The 16839-nt window shown below is 66.7% G+C and carries 16 protein-coding genes; 9 read left to right on the forward strand and 7 right to left on the reverse strand.

The window, feature by feature from the left end; all coding sequences use genetic code 11:
* Positions 1–409: 409 nt before the first annotated feature.
* From ACLH0K_RS17465 to ACLH0K_RS17480, 4 genes are read left to right on the forward strand one after another with little or no spacing between them, the layout of a single operon-like run.
* Positions 410–1966, forward strand: a complete 1557-nt coding sequence (locus tag ACLH0K_RS17465; protein ID WP_411374782.1) for an ABC transporter substrate-binding protein — start codon at positions 410–412, stop codon at positions 1964–1966.
* A 24-nt stretch (positions 1967–1990) separates the two neighbouring features.
* On the forward strand, positions 1991–2932 hold the full coding sequence (locus tag ACLH0K_RS17470; RefSeq protein ID WP_411374783.1) for an ABC transporter permease: 942 nt from the start codon (positions 1991–1993) through the stop codon (positions 2930–2932).
* Positions 2925–3755: an ABC transporter permease gene (locus ACLH0K_RS17475; protein WP_411374784.1), complete on the forward strand. Its 831-nt coding sequence runs from the start codon at positions 2925–2927 to the stop codon at positions 3753–3755. The genes ACLH0K_RS17470 and ACLH0K_RS17475 overlap by 8 nt, the downstream gene beginning before the upstream one ends.
* Positions 3752–5380 (forward strand): ATP-binding cassette domain-containing protein, encoded by a 1629-nt coding sequence (locus ACLH0K_RS17480; protein WP_411374785.1) that lies wholly within the window; start codon positions 3752–3754, stop codon positions 5378–5380. The genes ACLH0K_RS17475 and ACLH0K_RS17480 overlap by 4 nt, the downstream gene beginning before the upstream one ends.
* On the opposite strand, the gene ACLH0K_RS17485 is transcribed toward ACLH0K_RS17480, so the two are convergent.
* Positions 5377–6465, reverse strand: coding sequence for an ATP-dependent DNA ligase (locus ACLH0K_RS17485; protein ID WP_411374786.1), 1089 nt, complete (start codon positions 6463–6465; stop codon positions 5377–5379). The genes ACLH0K_RS17480 and ACLH0K_RS17485 overlap by 4 nt on opposite strands.
* Positions 6466–6516: 51 nt before the next feature.
* Entirely contained in the window at positions 6517–7440 is a 924-nt protein-coding gene (locus ACLH0K_RS17490; RefSeq protein WP_411374787.1) for an AEC family transporter, read from the reverse strand.
* Between the two features lie 153 nt (positions 7441–7593).
* Between ACLH0K_RS17490 and ACLH0K_RS17495 the strand changes: the two genes are divergently transcribed.
* The 3 genes from ACLH0K_RS17495 to ACLH0K_RS17505 all read left to right on the forward strand — a co-directional run bounded on the left by ACLH0K_RS17495 (position 7594) and on the right by ACLH0K_RS17505 (position 11282).
* The gene (locus ACLH0K_RS17495) at positions 7594–8634 is read left to right on the forward strand and encodes a TIGR03885 family FMN-dependent LLM class oxidoreductase (protein ID WP_411374788.1); all 1041 of its coding nucleotides are present in this window, start codon (positions 7594–7596) and stop codon (positions 8632–8634) included.
* Positions 8631–10322 carry an alpha-amylase family protein gene (locus tag ACLH0K_RS17500; RefSeq protein ID WP_411374789.1) on the forward strand — a complete coding sequence of 564 codons (1692 nt, stop codon included), beginning with the start codon at positions 8631–8633 and terminating at the stop codon, positions 10320–10322. The genes ACLH0K_RS17495 and ACLH0K_RS17500 overlap by 4 nt, the downstream gene beginning before the upstream one ends.
* A gap of 84 nt (positions 10323–10406) precedes the next feature.
* Complete coding sequence (locus ACLH0K_RS17505; protein ID WP_411374790.1) at positions 10407–11282, forward strand: glycerophosphodiester phosphodiesterase; 876 nt, start codon at positions 10407–10409, stop codon at positions 11280–11282.
* A 95-nt stretch (positions 11283–11377) separates the two neighbouring features.
* On the opposite strand, the gene ACLH0K_RS17510 is transcribed toward ACLH0K_RS17505, so the two are convergent.
* Positions 11378–12646, reverse strand: coding sequence for a DNRLRE domain-containing protein (locus ACLH0K_RS17510; protein ID WP_411374791.1), 1269 nt, complete (start codon positions 12644–12646; stop codon positions 11378–11380).
* Positions 12647–12979: 333 nt separating this feature from the next.
* Between ACLH0K_RS17510 and ACLH0K_RS17515 the strand changes: the two genes are divergently transcribed.
* Positions 12980–14206 carry a pyridoxal phosphate-dependent aminotransferase gene (locus ACLH0K_RS17515; protein WP_411374792.1) on the forward strand — a complete coding sequence of 409 codons (1227 nt, stop codon included), beginning with the start codon at positions 12980–12982 and terminating at the stop codon, positions 14204–14206.
* Here ACLH0K_RS17515 and ACLH0K_RS17520 read toward each other — a convergent pair.
* Positions 14203–14616, reverse strand: a complete 414-nt coding sequence (locus ACLH0K_RS17520; RefSeq protein WP_411374793.1) for a hypothetical protein — start codon at positions 14614–14616, stop codon at positions 14203–14205. The genes ACLH0K_RS17515 and ACLH0K_RS17520 overlap by 4 nt on opposite strands.
* A 179-nt stretch (positions 14617–14795) precedes the next feature.
* Between ACLH0K_RS17520 and ACLH0K_RS17525 the strand changes: the two genes are divergently transcribed.
* Positions 14796–15032, forward strand: a complete 237-nt coding sequence (locus ACLH0K_RS17525) for a hypothetical protein (RefSeq protein ID WP_411374794.1) — start codon at positions 14796–14798, stop codon at positions 15030–15032.
* A 90-nt stretch (positions 15033–15122) separates the two neighbouring features.
* Here ACLH0K_RS17525 and ACLH0K_RS17530 read toward each other — a convergent pair whose 3' ends face one another.
* Genes ACLH0K_RS17530 through ACLH0K_RS17540 form a run of 3 tightly spaced genes read right to left on the reverse strand, consistent with a single transcriptional unit; the run spans position 15123 to position 16759 of the window.
* Positions 15123–15410, reverse strand: coding sequence for a MoaD/ThiS family protein (locus ACLH0K_RS17530; RefSeq protein WP_411374795.1), 288 nt, complete (start codon positions 15408–15410; stop codon positions 15123–15125).
* The gene (locus ACLH0K_RS17535) at positions 15403–16509 is read right to left on the reverse strand and encodes a WD40/YVTN/BNR-like repeat-containing protein (protein WP_411374796.1); all 1107 of its coding nucleotides are present in this window, start codon (positions 16507–16509) and stop codon (positions 15403–15405) included. Before ACLH0K_RS17535 ends, ACLH0K_RS17530 begins: the two co-directional genes overlap by 8 nt.
* 49 nt (positions 16510–16558) lie before the next feature.
* Entirely contained in the window at positions 16559–16759 is a 201-nt protein-coding gene (locus ACLH0K_RS17540) for a hypothetical protein (protein WP_138137290.1), read from the reverse strand.
* Between the last annotated feature and the right edge of the window lie 80 nt (positions 16760–16839).

Below are 16839 nucleotides of genomic sequence, written 5' to 3' on the forward strand. Positions count from 1 at the left end.
GGGTGCGGCAACGGCTCTGCTGTCTTGCCCTCATCAGGGCGGGGGTCGCGGAGCGGCGCTGCTGCACGTAACTGGCTAGAGTCTATGGCCCGTACCGCCGCGGCGGGAGTAGGACGGCCGGCTTGGATGGGCAAACGTTACCTGCCGCCACTTGTCCCTGCCCGGCCGGCCATCCGATACAAGGGTCCACCGGCCGGCGCAATGAACCCGCTGTTGAATGTGCAGGGACTGTCCCTGCGCATTCCGGGCCGGAGTGGGCGCGCAGCCCGGCCCGGAACGAGGCGTAGTACGCGTCATCTGCGGGCTCCCCGCGACGCCGATTCCAATTTTTGCGGAAGGTGAGCCTACCCTAAGTAGTCCCCATTTTTGATCTGCCCTCCCCCATGGCAGCCCTGCAAGGCGGTTTTTTGTGCGCTCGTTCCTCCGGCCCCGCGTCCTCGTGGCAGCACTGGCCACCCTCACCCTGACCGGCTGCGGCTTCAGCGGCACCCAGACCCAGGCCGTCCAGAGTACCGCCGCGGCGGACACCAGCCAGCGGATTGTGGTGGACAACTTCCGCGCGCCGGTGGCCAACTGGGCCCTGGAGTCCGACGCCGCCTACATCCTTTCCCTCTCCGGGTGCCTGGAGACGCTCACCAAGTACGACCACACGGAGGGCAAGGTGGTCCCCATGCTGGCCACCGAGTGGAAGCAGTCCTCCCCGCTGGACTGGGACTTCACCATCCGGCAGGGCGTGGCCTTCCAGGACGGCAGCCGGCTCACCGCGGAGTCCGTGGTTGCAGCCCTGAACCACGTCCTCGACGCCAAGGTTCCGGCCCGCGCCTTCAACCGCACCATGGTCAGCAGCGTCACGGCCGTGGACGCCAACACCGTCCGGGTGAGCACGCCCGCCGAGAACCCGCTGGTCCCCTACCGCCTGGCGAGCGTCAACACCGGCATCCTGGCCCCCGCGGCGTACAAGGACACGGAGGTGGACCCGTTCGGCCACTGCACCGGCCCTTTCACGCCCGTTTCGGAAAAGGCCAAGCAGTCCCTCACCCTGGACCGCAACGAGAACTACTGGGGCGGCGACGTCCAGCTGGCGGGCGCCGAGATTCGCTTCATCACCAACGGCGCAACCCGCGCAGCCCAGGTGCAGACCGGTGAAGCCGACATCTCGCTGTCCATCCCCGTCGCCAGCCTTGCCACCCTGAAGGGCGCTGCGGGCGTCTCCGTCCTCGGCGCCGATTCGCCCCGCACGGCCACCATGTACATGAACAACGGCCGCGCTCCCCTGGACAACGTGGACGTCCGGAAGGCAATCCGGGAGTCCCTGGACCTGGATGCCCTCGCCGCCAGCGTCTACGAAGGCGCCGCCCTTCCCGCCACGGGCCCGTTTGCCCCGTCCGAGCCGTGGGCTGGTGACACCCCGGAGGAACAGAAGCAGGACGTCGAGGAAGCCAGGAAGCTGTTGGCCGGCGCCGGCTACACGGCGGACCGTCCGCTGGAAATCATCGCCATCGTTGAGCGTGCGGAATTCGCCGATGTGGCGGCTGTTATCCAGGAGAACCTGAAGAATATCGGCATCCCGCTCTCCATCCAGGCCAAGGAATACGCTTCCGCCGAGCCTGACGTCCTGGCCGGCAACTACGACATGATCCTCAGCCAGCGGAACCGCCTGATCGACATCGCCGATCCCATTGGGTTCCTCACTGCGGACTACTCGTGCAAGGGCACCTACAACCTGAGCCACTTCTGCGACCCCGAGTATGACCGGATTGTCGCCGACGCCGCCCGGACCGTGGACACCCAGGAACGCTACAAGCTGTACGCGGAGGCAGGCCGGATCCTCCAGGACAAGGCGGTCAACGCCTGGCTGGTCAACGAGCAGGCAACTGACGCCATCCGCACCAACGTCCTGAACTACGTCCAGGATCCGCTGTCCCGCTATGTCCTGACGGCGAAGACGGCCAAGGCCGCCTCCTAGCCCCAGCCACCGGAACAACACCGCATGCTGCAGTTCATCACCAAACGGACGGCCACGCTGCTGGCCGCCGTCGCCGTGTCCTCCTTTGCGGTGTTCCTCATCCCCTACGTCACCCCCGGCGACCCGGTCCGGAAAATCATCCGGTCCCGGGTGGCCGGCGACGCCATCGACGAGTCCTCCGTCCAGGCCGTGGCGCACAGCCTGGGCCTGGACGATCCCCTCGCCGTCCAGTACTTCCGCTGGCTGGGCAACTTCTTCACCGGCGACATGGGCCTGTCCTACACCAGCCGCACCCCCGTGGTGGAGCAGGTCCTGCCCGCACTGGCCGTCACCCTCAGCCTGGTGGCCATGTCACTTGGGCTGGCGGCCGCCGTCGCGCTTCCGCTGGGGATCATTTCCGGACTCCGGCCCGGCAGCCTGCCGGACAAGACCATCACGGCGGTCACCCAGGCGTTCATCGCCATGCCGGAATACTGGGTGGCGCCGGTGCTGGTCCTGGTGTTCGCACTCAAGCTGTCCGTGCTGCCCACCGCAGGCTGGAACGATCTTTCATCAGCGGTCCTGCCCGCCCTGACCCTTGCCCTGCGCCCCATCAGCTTCTTTACCTCGGCGGTCCGCGCGGGCATCATCGACGCCGCAGCCGCCGAGCATGTTCCGGCCGCCCGGGCCCGCGGCCTGAGTTCCGCCCAGTCAATCCTGCGGCACGTGATCCCCAACGGACTGGTTCCCCTGTCCACGCTCTTCGCGGTCTGGTTCGCGGGGCTGCTGGGCGGCTCGGTGATCGTGGAGGTGATCTTCGCCGTTCCGGGCATGGGCAGGCTGCTCTTCGATTCGGTGGTCAACAGCGACGTCCCGCTCGCCCAGGGCGGTGTAGTGGTGGTCGTGGCGCTTGCCGTCGGCGTCACCACGCTGGCCGACTTCGTGCACCGCTTCCTGAGCCCCACCGTGGGAGGTTCCCTTGCGTAGCCGGATCACCGTCACCAGCGTCGCCGGAGCAGTACTTGCACTGATCGTCCTGGCGGTGCTGCTGGCACCCTGGATCTCGCCCTATCCGCCCTCGGAGCAGAACCTGGCGCAGCGCCTCGCGCCGCCGTCGGCCGAACACTGGCTGGGCACGGACAACCTGGGCCGCGATACCCTGAGCCGGATCCTCGAGGGCGGCGCGTTCTCCATGTCCGTGGCAGCCCTGGCCACCGTGCTCACCTGCCTGCTGGGTGTTGGGATCGGCATCCTAAGCGCCCGCCGGCGCGGCTGGGTGGACGAGTTCCTCACCCGCACGAACGACGTCCTGCTCGCCCTGCCGGAAATGGTGGTGGCGCTGTTCATCGTGGCGGCACTCGGGACAGGGTTCGGCCCGCTCCTGCTGGCACTCACCGTCACCAGCTGGACGCCCTTCGCCCGGCTGGCACGCACGCTCGCGTACGACGTCTCGGCCCGCGGGTTTGTGGATGCTGCGCGCGTACTGGGCTGCACCCCGCGCTTCATCATCGTCCGGCACGTCCTCCCCCACCTGGCCGCGCCGGTCCTGGGCCAAGCCACCCTGCGGTTCGGGCACCTGCTGATCAGCGTGGGCGCCCTTTCCTACCTTGGCCTGGGCGTCCAGCCGCCGCAGTCCGACTGGGGCTCCATGCTCGCCGCCGCCCAGCCCTTCGCCGACCGCGCACCGCTGGGCATCCTGGCCCCTGGGCTGGTCATCTTCACCGTCGCCCTGTGCATCACGCTGCTCGGCCAGCGCGCCGCACGCATGACTGCCGCCCCATTGCTCCTCCCAAAGGCTGTGGACGCATGAGTGCGCGCCTGGTCCTGGAGGACCTGGAGGTACGGCGGAAGGACGACGACGGCGGTCCCGGCGGAAAGCCGCTCCTCGCCGGCGTTTCCCTCGCCGTTGACCCGGGCGAGTTTGTTGCGCTGGTGGGCTCTTCGGGATCCGGAAAGACCCTCACGTCCATGTCCTGCCTGCGCCTGCTGCCACCGCAACTGGGAATCACGGGCGGTTCCATCCGGCTCGGCGAGGTGGACCTCACCCGCGCCGCGGAAACCGAACTGAACACGGTCCGCGGGGGCCGGCTGGGCATGCTGTTCCAACAGCCCAAGCGCATGTTCAACCCGAACCGCACCATCGGCAGCCACCTTAAGGAGCCGCTGCGCCTGCACGCCGGCCTGCGCGGACGGAAAGCCAGGGACAAAGCCGTGGAGCTGCTCGAGGAGGTTGGCTTCGCCGATCCCGTAAAGGGCATCCGCGCCTACCCGCACCAGCTGTCCGGCGGCATGGCGCAGCGCGCCATGACGGCACTCGCCCTGGCCGGCCAGCCGGAGATGCTGCTCGCCGACGAACCCACCTCCGCCCTGGACAAGGTCCTGGAACGCCAGGTGCTCCAGCTGCTGGACCGCGAACGCCGGCAGCGCGGGCTGGGCATCCTCTACATCACCCACAACCTGGCGTCCGTGGCCGCGTACGCGGACCGGGTCCTGGTCATGAACGCGGGCCACATCGTGGAAGAAGGGCCCGCCGGTGAGCTGCTCACCGCACCCAAAACCGGCTACGCCCGCGACCTCCTCGCCGCTGCGCAGCTGGCACCCGAGACCCGGCGTCGTCCGTCTCCCGCGGAACGTGAAGTCCTTGTCCTGGACAGGGTAGGCAAACGCTTCGGCCGGAAGCGGACCGGCACCGTGCTCGACGACGTCTCGCTGTCCCTCCGCCGCGGCGAAATACTGGGTGTCCTGGGACAATCCGGCTCCGGGAAAAGCACCCTGGCCAAGGCCATCGTGGGCCTGGATGCGGCCAGCAGCGGAACCATCACCCGGCAGTTCGACGGCGGGACACGGCAGCCCACGGCCGTGCAGCTCGTGTTCCAGGAGCCGCACAACGCCTTCGACCCGAGGATGACACTGCGCGCCAGCCTGCAGGCGCCCCTCCGCCCGCGCCGGGACCTCAGCCCCGCCCAGCGGGACGAACGCGTCGCGGCCGCCCTGCAGGAGGTGGAACTGGACCCGGCGTTGCTGGACAAACGGCCGGGCCAGTGCTCGGGCGGCCAGCTCCAGCGTGCCACCATTGCCCGCGCCCTGCTGCTGGAACCGCAGGTCCTGATCTGCGACGAGGCCACCTCGGCCCTGGACGCCCTCACGCAGCGGACCATCCTGAACCTGCTGCTGCGCCTGCAGCGCGAGCACAACCTGTCCCTGATCGTCATCTCCCATGACATGGACGTGGTGCGGTACATGTGCGACAGGGTGGCCGTCCTGCTGAACGGCAAGGTGGTGGAAGTCGCCGAAACCCGCGACTTCTTCGCCGCGCCGCAACATCCGCACAGCCGGGCACTCGTCAATGCGTCCATTCCCTGCCGGGCGGACGGGCTGTGGAGCATGTTGGACGCCAGGAACCACGCCGCCAGGACCGGGGCGGGAAGGCCTTAGCGGCGCCCCGTCTCCAGCACCTCGGCCAGGTCGAAGTTGACGGGCTCCTCGAGCTGCGCGTAGGTGCAGGACTCCGGATCACGGTCCGGCCGCCAGCGGTTGAACTGGGCGGTATGCCGGAACCGGTCGCCCTCCATGTGGTCGTACCGGACCTCCACCACCAGCTCAGGCCGCAGCGGCACGAAGGACAGGTCCTTGCCGGCGCTCCAGCGGCTGCCTTCGGCGTTCCGCGGCGTCCGTTCGCCCTCCTCCTGCTTGCCCCACGCCCACGGGTGCCCCTCAAAGCCGGTCACCAGCGGCTGCAGCTGCTCGAACAATTCCTTGCGCTTCTTCATCGGGAAGGCGCCGATCACTCCCACGCTGGCCAGGCCGCCGTCGTCCTTGTACAGACCCAGCAGCAGCGAACCGATGCTGTCCGGCCCGCTCTTGTGCAGCCGGTAGCCGGCCACCACGCAGTCCGCGGTGCGCTCGTGCTTGACCTTGAACATCACCCGCTTGTCCGGCTCATACCGGCCGTCCACGCGCTTGGCCACGATGCCGTCCAGCCCCGCGCCCTCGAACTGGTTGAACCACTGCCCGGCGGTGTCCTTGTCCGTGGTGGCGGCCGTTAAATGAATCGGTGCCTTGGACGCTGCGAGCGCCTTTTCCAGCGCCACCCGGCGTTCCGAGAAGGGCCGGCCGGTGTAGTCGTCATCATCCAGCGCCAGGAGATCGAACGCCACGAAGGAAGCCGGGGTTTGCTGGGCCAGGAGCTTGACCCGGCTGGCGGCGGGGTGGATGCGCTGCTGCAGGGCGTCGAAGTCCAGCCGGTCGCCGGATGAGCCTACCAGGACGATCTCTCCGTCGATCACGCACCGCGGCGGCAGGTTTTCCTTGAACGCTGCCACGAGTTCGGGGAAGTAGCGCGTCATGGGTTTTTCGTTGCGGCTGCCGATCTCCACGTCTTCGCCGTCGCGGAAGATGATGGACCGGAAGCCGTCCCATTTGGGCTCGTAGCTGAGGCCGCCTCCTGCCTGGATGCCGTCAATGCCGCTGACGGATTTGGCGAGCATGGGCGGGACGGGCGGCATCACGGGAAGTTCCATGTGCCCATTCTTGCCCGGCGGGCGGCTCCGGGGGTAGAGCGGCGCGCCTGCTCAGCCGGCCAGCAGCCAGACAATCAGGATCAGTGCGGGGGCTGCCGCCGCCGTCGAGAGCAGGATGGTTTCCCGCGCCACGGCAACTCCCCGCCCGTACTTGCTGGCAAACAGGAAGACGTTTTGGGCGGACGGCAGCGCCGCCATCAGCACCACGCCCAGGAGCATGTGCTGGTCCAGGTTAAAGAGGAAACGCCCGACGACGAACGCCACTGCGGGCATCACCGCGGACTTGAGTGCCGTGGCAGTCAGGATTTCCGCCGTGTGCCCGCCGCTTTTGAGCATCCGGGTGCCGTGCAGCGACATGCCGAAGGCCAGCAGCACCACCGGCACGGCTGCGCCGCCGAGCAGCACCAGCGGGGCCATCACCGGTTCCGGCAGCTGCACGCGGAACGCGGCGAGGAGCACACCCAGCAGGGACGCGATGATCATGGGGTTGCGGAAGGGCTGGGTGAGCAGCAGCTTCGGCGCGAACCGGCCGGCGGCCGAGAGGTCCAGCAGGGTAAGGACAAGTGGTGCCAGCAGGAGCAGCTGGACCAGCAGCACGGGCGCCACGGGGGTGGCATCCCCCAGGGCGTAGAGGGTGATGGGAATGCCGATGTTGTTCGCGTTGACATAGGAGCTGGCCATGGCGCCTACAGCCGTTTCCGCAAGCGGCCGGCGGAACCACAGCCGGCTGATGCCCACGTACAGCAATGCTGTGGCCGCGGCGGTGATCAGGGCCAGCGGCACATAGGCGGAAAACACCACCGTGAGGTCCGATTCCAGCACCACGGTGAACAGCAGGACCGGGTTGGTGATGAAGAACGCTGTGCGGGTCAGCGCCGAAACGGTCGGCTCTCCGCCCAGCCCGCAGCGGGCGGCCACATATCCCACGGCAATAACGGCCCCGATCACCGCCAGCCCGATCAGCACGCCGCCCATTGAGGTCCTTCCTTCCCGTCCCGCCCGTCCCCGCCTTCTTCCGGCGGCACGCGGTATTACAAGTCCCTAACTTATCCGACAAGTGACCATGTGCTCTCACCGGATGGCCGCGAACCCTCGACACGGCACCGCATGGGGCGATAGAGGTTAACGATGGTTACCGTCGGCTTTCACGCATCGCATGAACAGATCAGTCCCGGCCAGCTGCTCGAGGACGTCCAGCACGCGGAACGTGCAGGCTTTGACGCGGCCATGTGCTCGGACCACATCGAACCCTGGTCCGCGCGCCAGGGGCACTCGGGCTTCGCCTGGTCCTGGCTTGGTGCCGCCCTGGCCACCACAAAACTCCGGTTCGGGGTGGTGACAGCCCCCGGCCAGCGCTACCATCCGGCCATCATCGCGCATGCCTCCGCCACGCTTGCCTCCATGTTCCCGGGCAGGTTCTGGTTCGCCCCGGGCAGCGGGGAAAACATGAACGAGCACATCACCGGGGACGGGTGGCCGGCGAAGGACATCCGCCAGCGCCGGCTGGAGGAGTGCGTGGATGTCATCCGGCGCCTGCACCGCGGCGAGGAAGTCACGCACCGCGGGCTGGTAACCGTGGAGCAGGCACGGATTTGGGACGTTCCCGAAACCCCTCCGCCGCTGATCGCCCCGGCGGTCAGCGTGGACACCGCCCGGCGGGCCGCCGCGTGGGCTGACGGCCTGGCCACCGTCAACCAGCCGCCGGAAAAGCTGCGTGAGATGCTGGCCGCCTACCGGGACGGCGGCGGCCGCGGCAAAGCGGTCCTGCAGGTCCACCTGTCGTGGGCCGGAACGGAGCAGGAGGCTGTTGCTGTCGCCCTAAACCAGTGGCGGACCAACACCTACCAGCCTCCCATCCCGTGGGACCTGCCCACCGCCGAACACTTCGACCTCGTGGGCGAGCACGTGACCGAAGAGCAGGTCCGCACAACGGTCAACATCGCCGCCAGCCTGCAGCAGCACGTCGAGTGGCTGTCCGAATATGCGGAGCTGGGCTTCGACGAGCTCTACCTGCACTTCGTGGGGCAGCAGCAGTCGTCCTTCATCGACACGTTCGCCGCGGAGGTCCTGCCGCAGTTGCGCACCCCCGGAGGCACCGCCGCCGGTACCGCCGCTGAACCGCAGCTTGTCCGCGCAACTGCCGTCCCGGCGTCGGACGCTTCGGCATGAGGCTCGCGGAGACATCGGACCTGTGGTGGAAAAACGCCGTCATTTACTGCCTGGACGTGGAAACGTTTTTTGACGACGACGGCGACGGCACCGGTGATTTCGCCGGCCTCACCCAGCGCGTGGACTACCTCGCCGCGCTGGGCGTGACCTGTATCTGGCTGATGCCGTTCTACCCGTCGCCGGACCGGGACGACGGCTACGACGTGACCGACTTTTTCACGGTGGACCCACGGCTGGGCACGCTCGGGGACCTGGTGGAGTTTATCCGGGCCGCCAGGGACCGGGGCATGCGGGTGATCGCGGACTTCGTGGTCAACCACACCTCGGAGCAGCACCCCTGGTTTGTGGAGGCGCGGAAGTCCACGGACAACCCGTACCGCGAGTTCTACGTGTGGCGGCAGGACACCCCTCCGGACACGTCCTCGGAGGTGGTGTTCCCCGGGGAGGAGAACTCGCTGTGGACCCGGGACGAGGCCACCGGTGAGTGGTACCTGCACATGTTCGCCAAGCACCAGCCGGACCTGAACGTCACCAACCCCAAGGTCCGCGACCAAATTGCCAAGGCGATGGGGCTGTGGCTGGAGCTGGGACTGGACGGTTTCCGGCTGGACGCTGTGCCGTTTTTCCTCGAGACGCGGGGCCAGCCCAAGGACCAGGCAGCCAACCTGGACCCGCACGGCTACCTGGCCGCGCTGCGCAGCTTCGTCAGCCGCCGCAACGGCAGCGCTGTGCTGCTGGGCGAAGTGAACCTGCCGTACAAGGAGCAGCTGGAGTATTTCGGCGGGCCGGAGGGCAATGAGCTGAACATGCAGTTCGATTTTATGTCGATGCAGCACATCTATCTTTCGCTCGCCCGGCAGGATGCCCGGCCGCTCGTCGAGACGCTGAAGAGCCGGCCGCCGATCCATCCGGACAACCAGTGGGCCATGTTCGTGCGGAACCACGACGAACTCACGCTGGACAAACTCACCGACGGCGAGCGCCAGGAGGTGTTCGCCGCCTTCGGACCGGAGAAGAACATGCAGATCTACGGCCGCGGCCTGCGCCGGCGGCTGCCGCCCATGCTGGACGGGGACCAGGAACGGCTTCGCATGGTCTACTCGCTGATGTTCTCGCTGCCGGGCACACCGGTGCTGTTTTACGGCGAGGAGATCGGCATGGGCGAGGACCTCCGGCAGAAGAGCCGCGCGGCCGTGCGTACGCCCATGCAGTGGACCGCCGAAAAAAACGGCGGGTTCTCCAGCGCCAAGGCCGCCGACCTGGTGGCGCCCCTGGTAGGCGGCAGGTACGGGCCGGAACACGTCAATGCAGCGGCCGCGAAACGCGATCCCGGGTCCCTGTTTGCGTTTATGTCCGCGCTGATCGCGCGGTACCGGGAGGCGCCCGAGCTGGGCTGGGGCGGGTTTGAAGTCCTCGACCAGCCCGAACCGGCGGTACTGGCCCACACCTGCAGTTCCGACGGCGGCACGATAGTCCTGCTGCACAACTTCGGGGAGGATCCGGTGAAGGTCGGCGCCAGGCTGGGCGGCGGGGACGACCCGCAGGCTTACAAGGATGCGATGCTGCTGGACCTGTTCGACGGCGACAACGTCGCCCTAGATCCCGACGGCGGCTTCTCCCTCGAGCTGGGAAGGTACGGGCACCGCTGGTTCCGGCTGCAGCGCAAGGGTGACCGGCTGGCGCCGTGAGCCGTCCCGGCACTTAGGAGGCTGTTCGCCCCGGGTTAAGGCAGCATGGTCCTCCTGTTGGTTTTGGCGGCCTAGCGTCATGGCGTGACCAGCAACCAGGTTCTTACCATTCCGCAGGAGCAGGTGGCGGCAGGTCCTTTCCGGGACCCGGCGCCGTGGGTCTTCACTATCACCGGCCACCGTGGTGCGATGGCCTTGGCGCCGGAGAACAGTGCCTTTTCCTTTGACCTGGCGGGGCGCACGGCCGACGAGATCGAGCTGGACGTGCGGGTGACCGCTGACGGCATCCCCATTGTCCTGCATGACCCGACGCTGGAGCGTCTGGCGGCAGGACCCCATCCGCTGGCGGACAAGCCGGCCCGGGAACTTCCTTTGGCGGAACTGCAGGCTGTGCCGCTTGCCTCCGGTCAGCCGGTCCTGACGCTGGCCGAGGCACTGGACGGCATCGGAGTTCCGGTGCAGGTGGAGATCAAGGACCCGGCCGCCGTGCCTGCAGTTGCAGCCCTGGTCAACAGCCACCCCGGCCCGTTGCCGCGTATCCGGTTCAGCAGTTTCCTGCCCGAGGCGCTGATCCAGTTGCAGCGGAACCTGCCCCATGTCCCCCGGGGCCTGATCCTTGCCGAGTTCCCGGCCACTTTGACGGGACAGGAGGGTTTGACGGCCACCCTCGCGGCCGCCGGGGCCACCACGCTGTACTGCGGCTTCCGCAATTTGACAGCCCTGCAGGTGGACCGGTTGCATCGGACCGGGATTGACGTGCACGTCTGGCCCCTGGCCTGCTTCGACGACGTGTGCCTGGCTCTGGACCTTGCCGCCGACGGGGGAACGGCTGACGATCCGGGCCGGGCCCGGGGGTGGCTGGATTCGGCGGGCGGAGGGTTGTGGCGGATTCCGGCGCAGCTCTCCGGAGTGCGCCTGCCATCAGAAAAGCCCAGGGTTTCGCAGGACTGCTCCGGCTGAACCTGTCACAGGGCCTACATCATTTGCTGCTGCCCTACCTCAAACCGGACCGCGAAAAAAGCCGCCAATAGAAACTGTTTCGGTTCTGTTGGGCTTTACCCCGCCGCGTACACCCGAACCCAATCCACCCGCATTTCGCCGGCGCCGTTGGCGGTGCTGTCAGGAAACCAGTCCAGTTGTAACGTCTGGTGCATCGGACCGGGAGGCTGGTGCGCGGGATCGGTGTCTTCAAACCATTTCACCCCATCGACATAGCCCACGATCCCGTGCGGCGACCAGTCAAGGGCATAGTTGTGGAACTGGGTCACGTCCAGGGGCTTGTACGCGGACGTCTGCAGGTTCGAACATCCGTAGTGGTGGAAGAACTTGATGACGCTCCAGTCGCCAGTCGTCTCCGCGTAGTCAATCTCACCGTCACACGGCCAATTTTCACTATCGGGCCACAAGATGGACACCATGTGGTATTCGTCATCACCAGACCCAGCGGCCCGGACTTCCCACCGGCCATACTTCTGGTTTGCGAACCTTGCGCCCATCCCGGCAGTCATGCCATCCGGCGTTCCTTTGATGACCATTTTGGAACCGTCCACGGTAACCTGCTGGGGACTCCGGATACCGTTGCCCGCGTGGCCGGCACTGTTGTAGACATTCCACTTCGTGGCATCGGGCGCGCCGGTGTAATCGAACTCATCCCCCGCTACACGCGGTCCCCACCCATAAATCACGGCTGCCTCAGTCGATCTAACCGTGTCAGGCGCGGTCATCACCACCAGCCTTGGGCGCAGGGCCGGGTTCGACGATTCCTTTGCCTTGAACCCGATCCACTTCTGCGCGTTGCTTTCCAGCTTGAAGTTGTGCTCGCCGCCCTTCGCGTTGACGCCCTTGGTCACATCCCATTCAACCCACGAGCCGGAGGTGAACCCGCCAGCCTTTCCAAGCCAGGTTCCCCGTGCCGGCGACGTATTCCAGGTCACGCCCCTCTCGGTCCAGCCCCCGGATGTAGTAAAGACATCCACAAACTCAGTGGACGTCGCAGACGCCTCGGAATACGCCCGAAGTTTGGCTGAAACAACATGCTCACCCGGGGGAACCTGCACGGAGAACCGCAGGAGCGAATTCCGCCAAATATACGCACGGCCTTCTGTGGACAAACGGACGCTGGTTCCAAAATTCGTAGTCGCCCTGTCCGCCTGCACGTAAGTATCCATGAGCAAAGAGGTGCTCGCGGCGGAACCTGCGGTTGTGGGAGTGATAACTGCGCACAGAAACAGAATTGTCGACGCAACCGCCAAGTATCTGCGCCTGAACATCATGCCGCGCCGGTTCCGCTGTGTGGGCAACGGCTGAATGCTCGTAGCTTCCATGTTTATCGCTGTTCCTACTGGGAAAGTAACGTGACCGGCTGCCTGAGCCAGCGCCGACCCAGAAACAACGGCGGCTGAATGCGAGCTATTTTAAAGCGTAAACCCGGGCAGAATCGCGGGCAATCGATCCCCTATACCCAAGTTTTTGCGAAGTGTAAAACACCTATACCTAAGGCGGTATGGCTCATCCCCTTCTACGCCAACGAGCCGGAATCAATTCCAGGAACCGCACAGCGCTTCCAGCGCCCTGGCACTCTGGCCCTGACCCCGTGCCCCACCGGCGGGCTCCCGCAACCCGGCCGCCCGCCGTCGTGCTTTATGCAAAGATCAACCATGCGCGCCATGCAATTTTCCAGCAAACTCCAGAACGTCCGGTACGAACTCCGGGGACCCATCCTCCAGGCGGCGAAGAACATGGAGGCCGAAGGGCACCGGATCCTGAAGATGAACCTCGGGGACACCGCACCGTTCGGGCTGGAGGCGCCGGAGTCGGTGGTGGTGGACATGATCCACCACCTGCGCGGCGCCCAGGGCTACAGCGACTCCAAAGGCATCTTCACCGCCCGCACCGCCATCTCGCAGTACTACCAGACCCGCGGGCTGATGAACATCGGCGTCGAGGACATCGTCATCGGCAACGGCGTCAGTGAACTGATCTCCATGTGCCTGCAGGCGTTCATGGAAAACGGTGACGAAATCCTGGTCCCCGCACCGGACTATCCGCTATGGACCGCCGCGGTGACCCTGACCGGCGGCCAACCCGTCCACTACCTCTGCGACGAGGCGGAGAACTGGTGGCCGGACATGGCGGACGTCGAAGCCAAGATCACCAGCCGCACCAAAGGCATCGTGATCATCAACCCGAACAACCCGACCGGCGCCGTCTACCCCCGGCACATCCTGGAGCAGTTCGCCGCCCTGGCCCGCAAGCACAACCTGGTCCTGTTCTCCGACGAGATCTACGAGAAGGTCCTTTACGAGGACGCCAAATACATCCACACCGCATCCGTGGCCGAGGACATTTGCTGCCTGACCTTCAGCGGCCTGTCCAAGGCCTACCGCATGCCCGGCTACCGTGCCGGCTGGGTGGCCATCACCGGCCCCCTCGCCGCCACTGCGGGCTACCGTGAAGCCCTGGAGCTGCTCGCCTCGCTCCGGCTCTGCTCCAACGTCCCCGCCCAGCATGCCATCCAGACCTGCCTGGGCGGCTACCAGAGCATTGAGGCGCTGGTGAAGCCGGGCGGACGGTTGCGCGAGCAGCGCGACCTCGCCCACAAGCTCCTCACCGCCATTCCCGGCGTCACCTGCGTGCCGGCGGCGGGCGCCATGTACCTGTTCCCGCGCCTGGACCCGGACCTGTACCCCATCACGAGCGATGAAAAGTTCGTCCTGGACCTCCTGCAGGAGCAAAAGATCCTCGTCTCCCACGGCACGGCGTTCAACTGGCCCACACCGGACCACTTCCGCTTCGTGATCCTCCCTTCCGTCCTGGACATCGAGGAGGCAGTGGAGCGGATCGCCACTTTCCTGGCGGGTTACCGCAGCCGCGGCGCGGCCTAGGCGGACCGGCTCCTGGCGCCAGCCGCCTCCAGCAGCCGCTCGGCCTCACGCACAATCCTGTCAGTATTGGAGGCGGCGGCTGTTGCACCCCGCCTGGCATCCGCTGCGCCTTCCTGCTGCAGAATGCCCACCGCCAGGGCGCTCATGAGGTCGGCGTCCTCGGCGGTGGCCAGGTCGCTGCCGATCAGCTGCACCAGCACTTTCAGCCCGGCCAGCCGGCGCTGGGGATCGGCGTCGCTAAGGGCCGAGTCGATGGCCCACTGGGCCCGCTTCCACCACTGGTCCCGGCGGTCAGCGCGGTCCTTTTGCCGGTACGCCAGGTAAGCAACAAGCACGACGCCGAACGTCGCCAGCGGCGCCAGGGCCGCCGCCCCGGCCACCGCGGCCCAGATCCCCTGCACGATCTCCATGCCCCTACCTTAGGTGCCGGCCTCCCACGGTTCCCGGCAGCATCACCGCCGGCGGAAACAACGCGGGATCAAACAACTAACCGGCGCCTAACCGCCGGGAAACCATTCTGCAACATTGCCCCTCCACACTTGTTACTGCAGGCAAGAGCCGGCACCAGCTCCAGCCAGGAGGCCACGCCATGATGAAGAAAGCGACCCCCCATGTGACCAGAGTCCGTGCCCTGGACCAGCTCCACCGGGGTGACGAAATCGAAGCCCGCCTTTCCGTGGGGCCCTCCTACGACGACGTGGTGATCCGCCGCGGCAGCGTCCAGGAAACAGCGCCGGGCATCGGCGTCATCTGGATCATGGACCGGATCACGGGCCTGCGGAAAGCGATCAACACGGACGAATGCAGCGTCTGGAGGGTCGCCTGAGGCTCCTCCTCGACGGCGGCATGTTGCAGAACCAGCCGCGGTGGCGGGCGCAGTCAGTACGGACTGCCCGCAACCGCGGTACCGGCGGGTTCAGCCTCCGGCCACCGACTGGATGACCAGAACCTCCTGCCCGGGCGCCACCTCGGTCTCCAGCCCCTGCAGCCGGCGCACCTCGTCGCCGTCCACGTAAATGTTCACGAACCGCCGCAGGGCGCCCGTCTCATCGCGCAGCCGCCTGGCGAGCACGGCAAAATCGGACGTGACGGCGTCCAGCAGCTTTCCCACCGTCAACGGCCCATCGGCGGGCGCAGTCAGTACGGACTGCCCGCCGGCCAGCGGTTGCAGCACGCTGGGGAGCACCACCGCAATGTCAGGCACCGGCCACCACTGCCGCCCGCACGCACAGGACGTCCGGCAGGTGTGCTGCCACTTCCATAAACGTCCAGCCCTCGTCGGCGCTGGCGTACACAGCCCCGCCGCGGGTACCGAAATACACCCCTGCCGGTTCCGCTGTATCCACCGAGGCAGCATCGCGCAGGACACTGTTGTATTCGCCCGTGGGCAGGCCGGACGCGAGTCGCTTCCAGGTATAGCCGGCGTCGTCCGTGCGGTGGACCGCAAGCTCTCCGTCGGGCGGAATACGCTCCCCGTCCGCCTTCAGCGGGATGACCCACGCAGTCCCCTCCCGCCGGGGGTGCGTAAGCATCACGAAACCGAAATCTGCGGGCAGGCCCTCCGCGATGGAGTTCCAGGTGTCCGCGTTGTCGTCCGTGCGGTAGACACCGTGGTGGTTCTGCGCATAGAGGCGTCCCTCGACGGCGGGATCGGAGGCGATCTTGTGCACGCACTGCCCAAATTCGGGGTTGGGGTCCGGCATGAAGTACGCCGAAATCCCCTTGTTGCGCGGCTCCCAGGATGTGCCGCCGTCGAGTGAACGGTAAACGCCGCCCGTGCTCATGGCGACATGGACAGTCCCGCCCGCCGGATGGACCACGATGGAGTGCGCCGCGGCACCACCGTAGCCCGCACCCCATTCGCTGCGGTGCGGGTGGTCCCAAAGCCCGCGGTTCAGCTCGAAGTGCTCTCCGCCGTCAGTGGACTTCCACACTGAAATGGGTTCCGCTCCTGCCCAGACAACGCCCGGCCTGGAAGCCGCGTCCGGGTAGATCTGCCAGACGCGTTCAACCGCCGCACCGGTATCCTCCGGGAACCTGATTGCCCCCTGCCCGGGCTCGGACCAAGTGGCACCGAGGTCATCGGAGTGCGCAACGGTGGGCCCCCAATGCTCGCTCCGGACGCCGGCCATGATGCGGGTGCGGCCGCCCCTGGTGTCGATCCCGATACTGGGGATTTCGCTCATTAGAAAGTGGGGGCCGGTAAAGGACCACTCGCGCCTGTCCTGGCTGGTGGCCAGCCAGAGCCCTTTTTTGGTCCCGATCGCTAAGACAAAACTCTCTGCGGATGCCATGCGCACCATGCAACCACCGCGGTCCGGAGCCCGCAACGGCTGGGACCTCAACGCCAGGTCAGTCCACGAACTCGGACTGGGTTTCGATGAAGTCCCAGTCGGCATCGGTGAGCACGGCGGCCGGATTTTCGGGGTGGGGTCCGCCGGCTTCGGCAATGCCTTGGATAACGTGAAGCGGCAGTTCCTCCGCGCGAAGGTTCTCGCGCAGCCACTCCTTGGAGTCGAGGTCCAGGTCCAGCCACCACATGTAGATTTCCATGACGCCCACCTTTCGTTCAGCTCCAACGTTAGGCGCGGTGCTTTTGCCGGACAAGGGTGTCGCTGGAACCGCGGCGACCT

Source organism: Arthrobacter sp. MPF02 (genome assembly GCF_046605375.1).
In the GTDB taxonomy this organism is placed as follows: domain Bacteria; phylum Actinomycetota; class Actinomycetes; order Actinomycetales; family Micrococcaceae; genus Arthrobacter.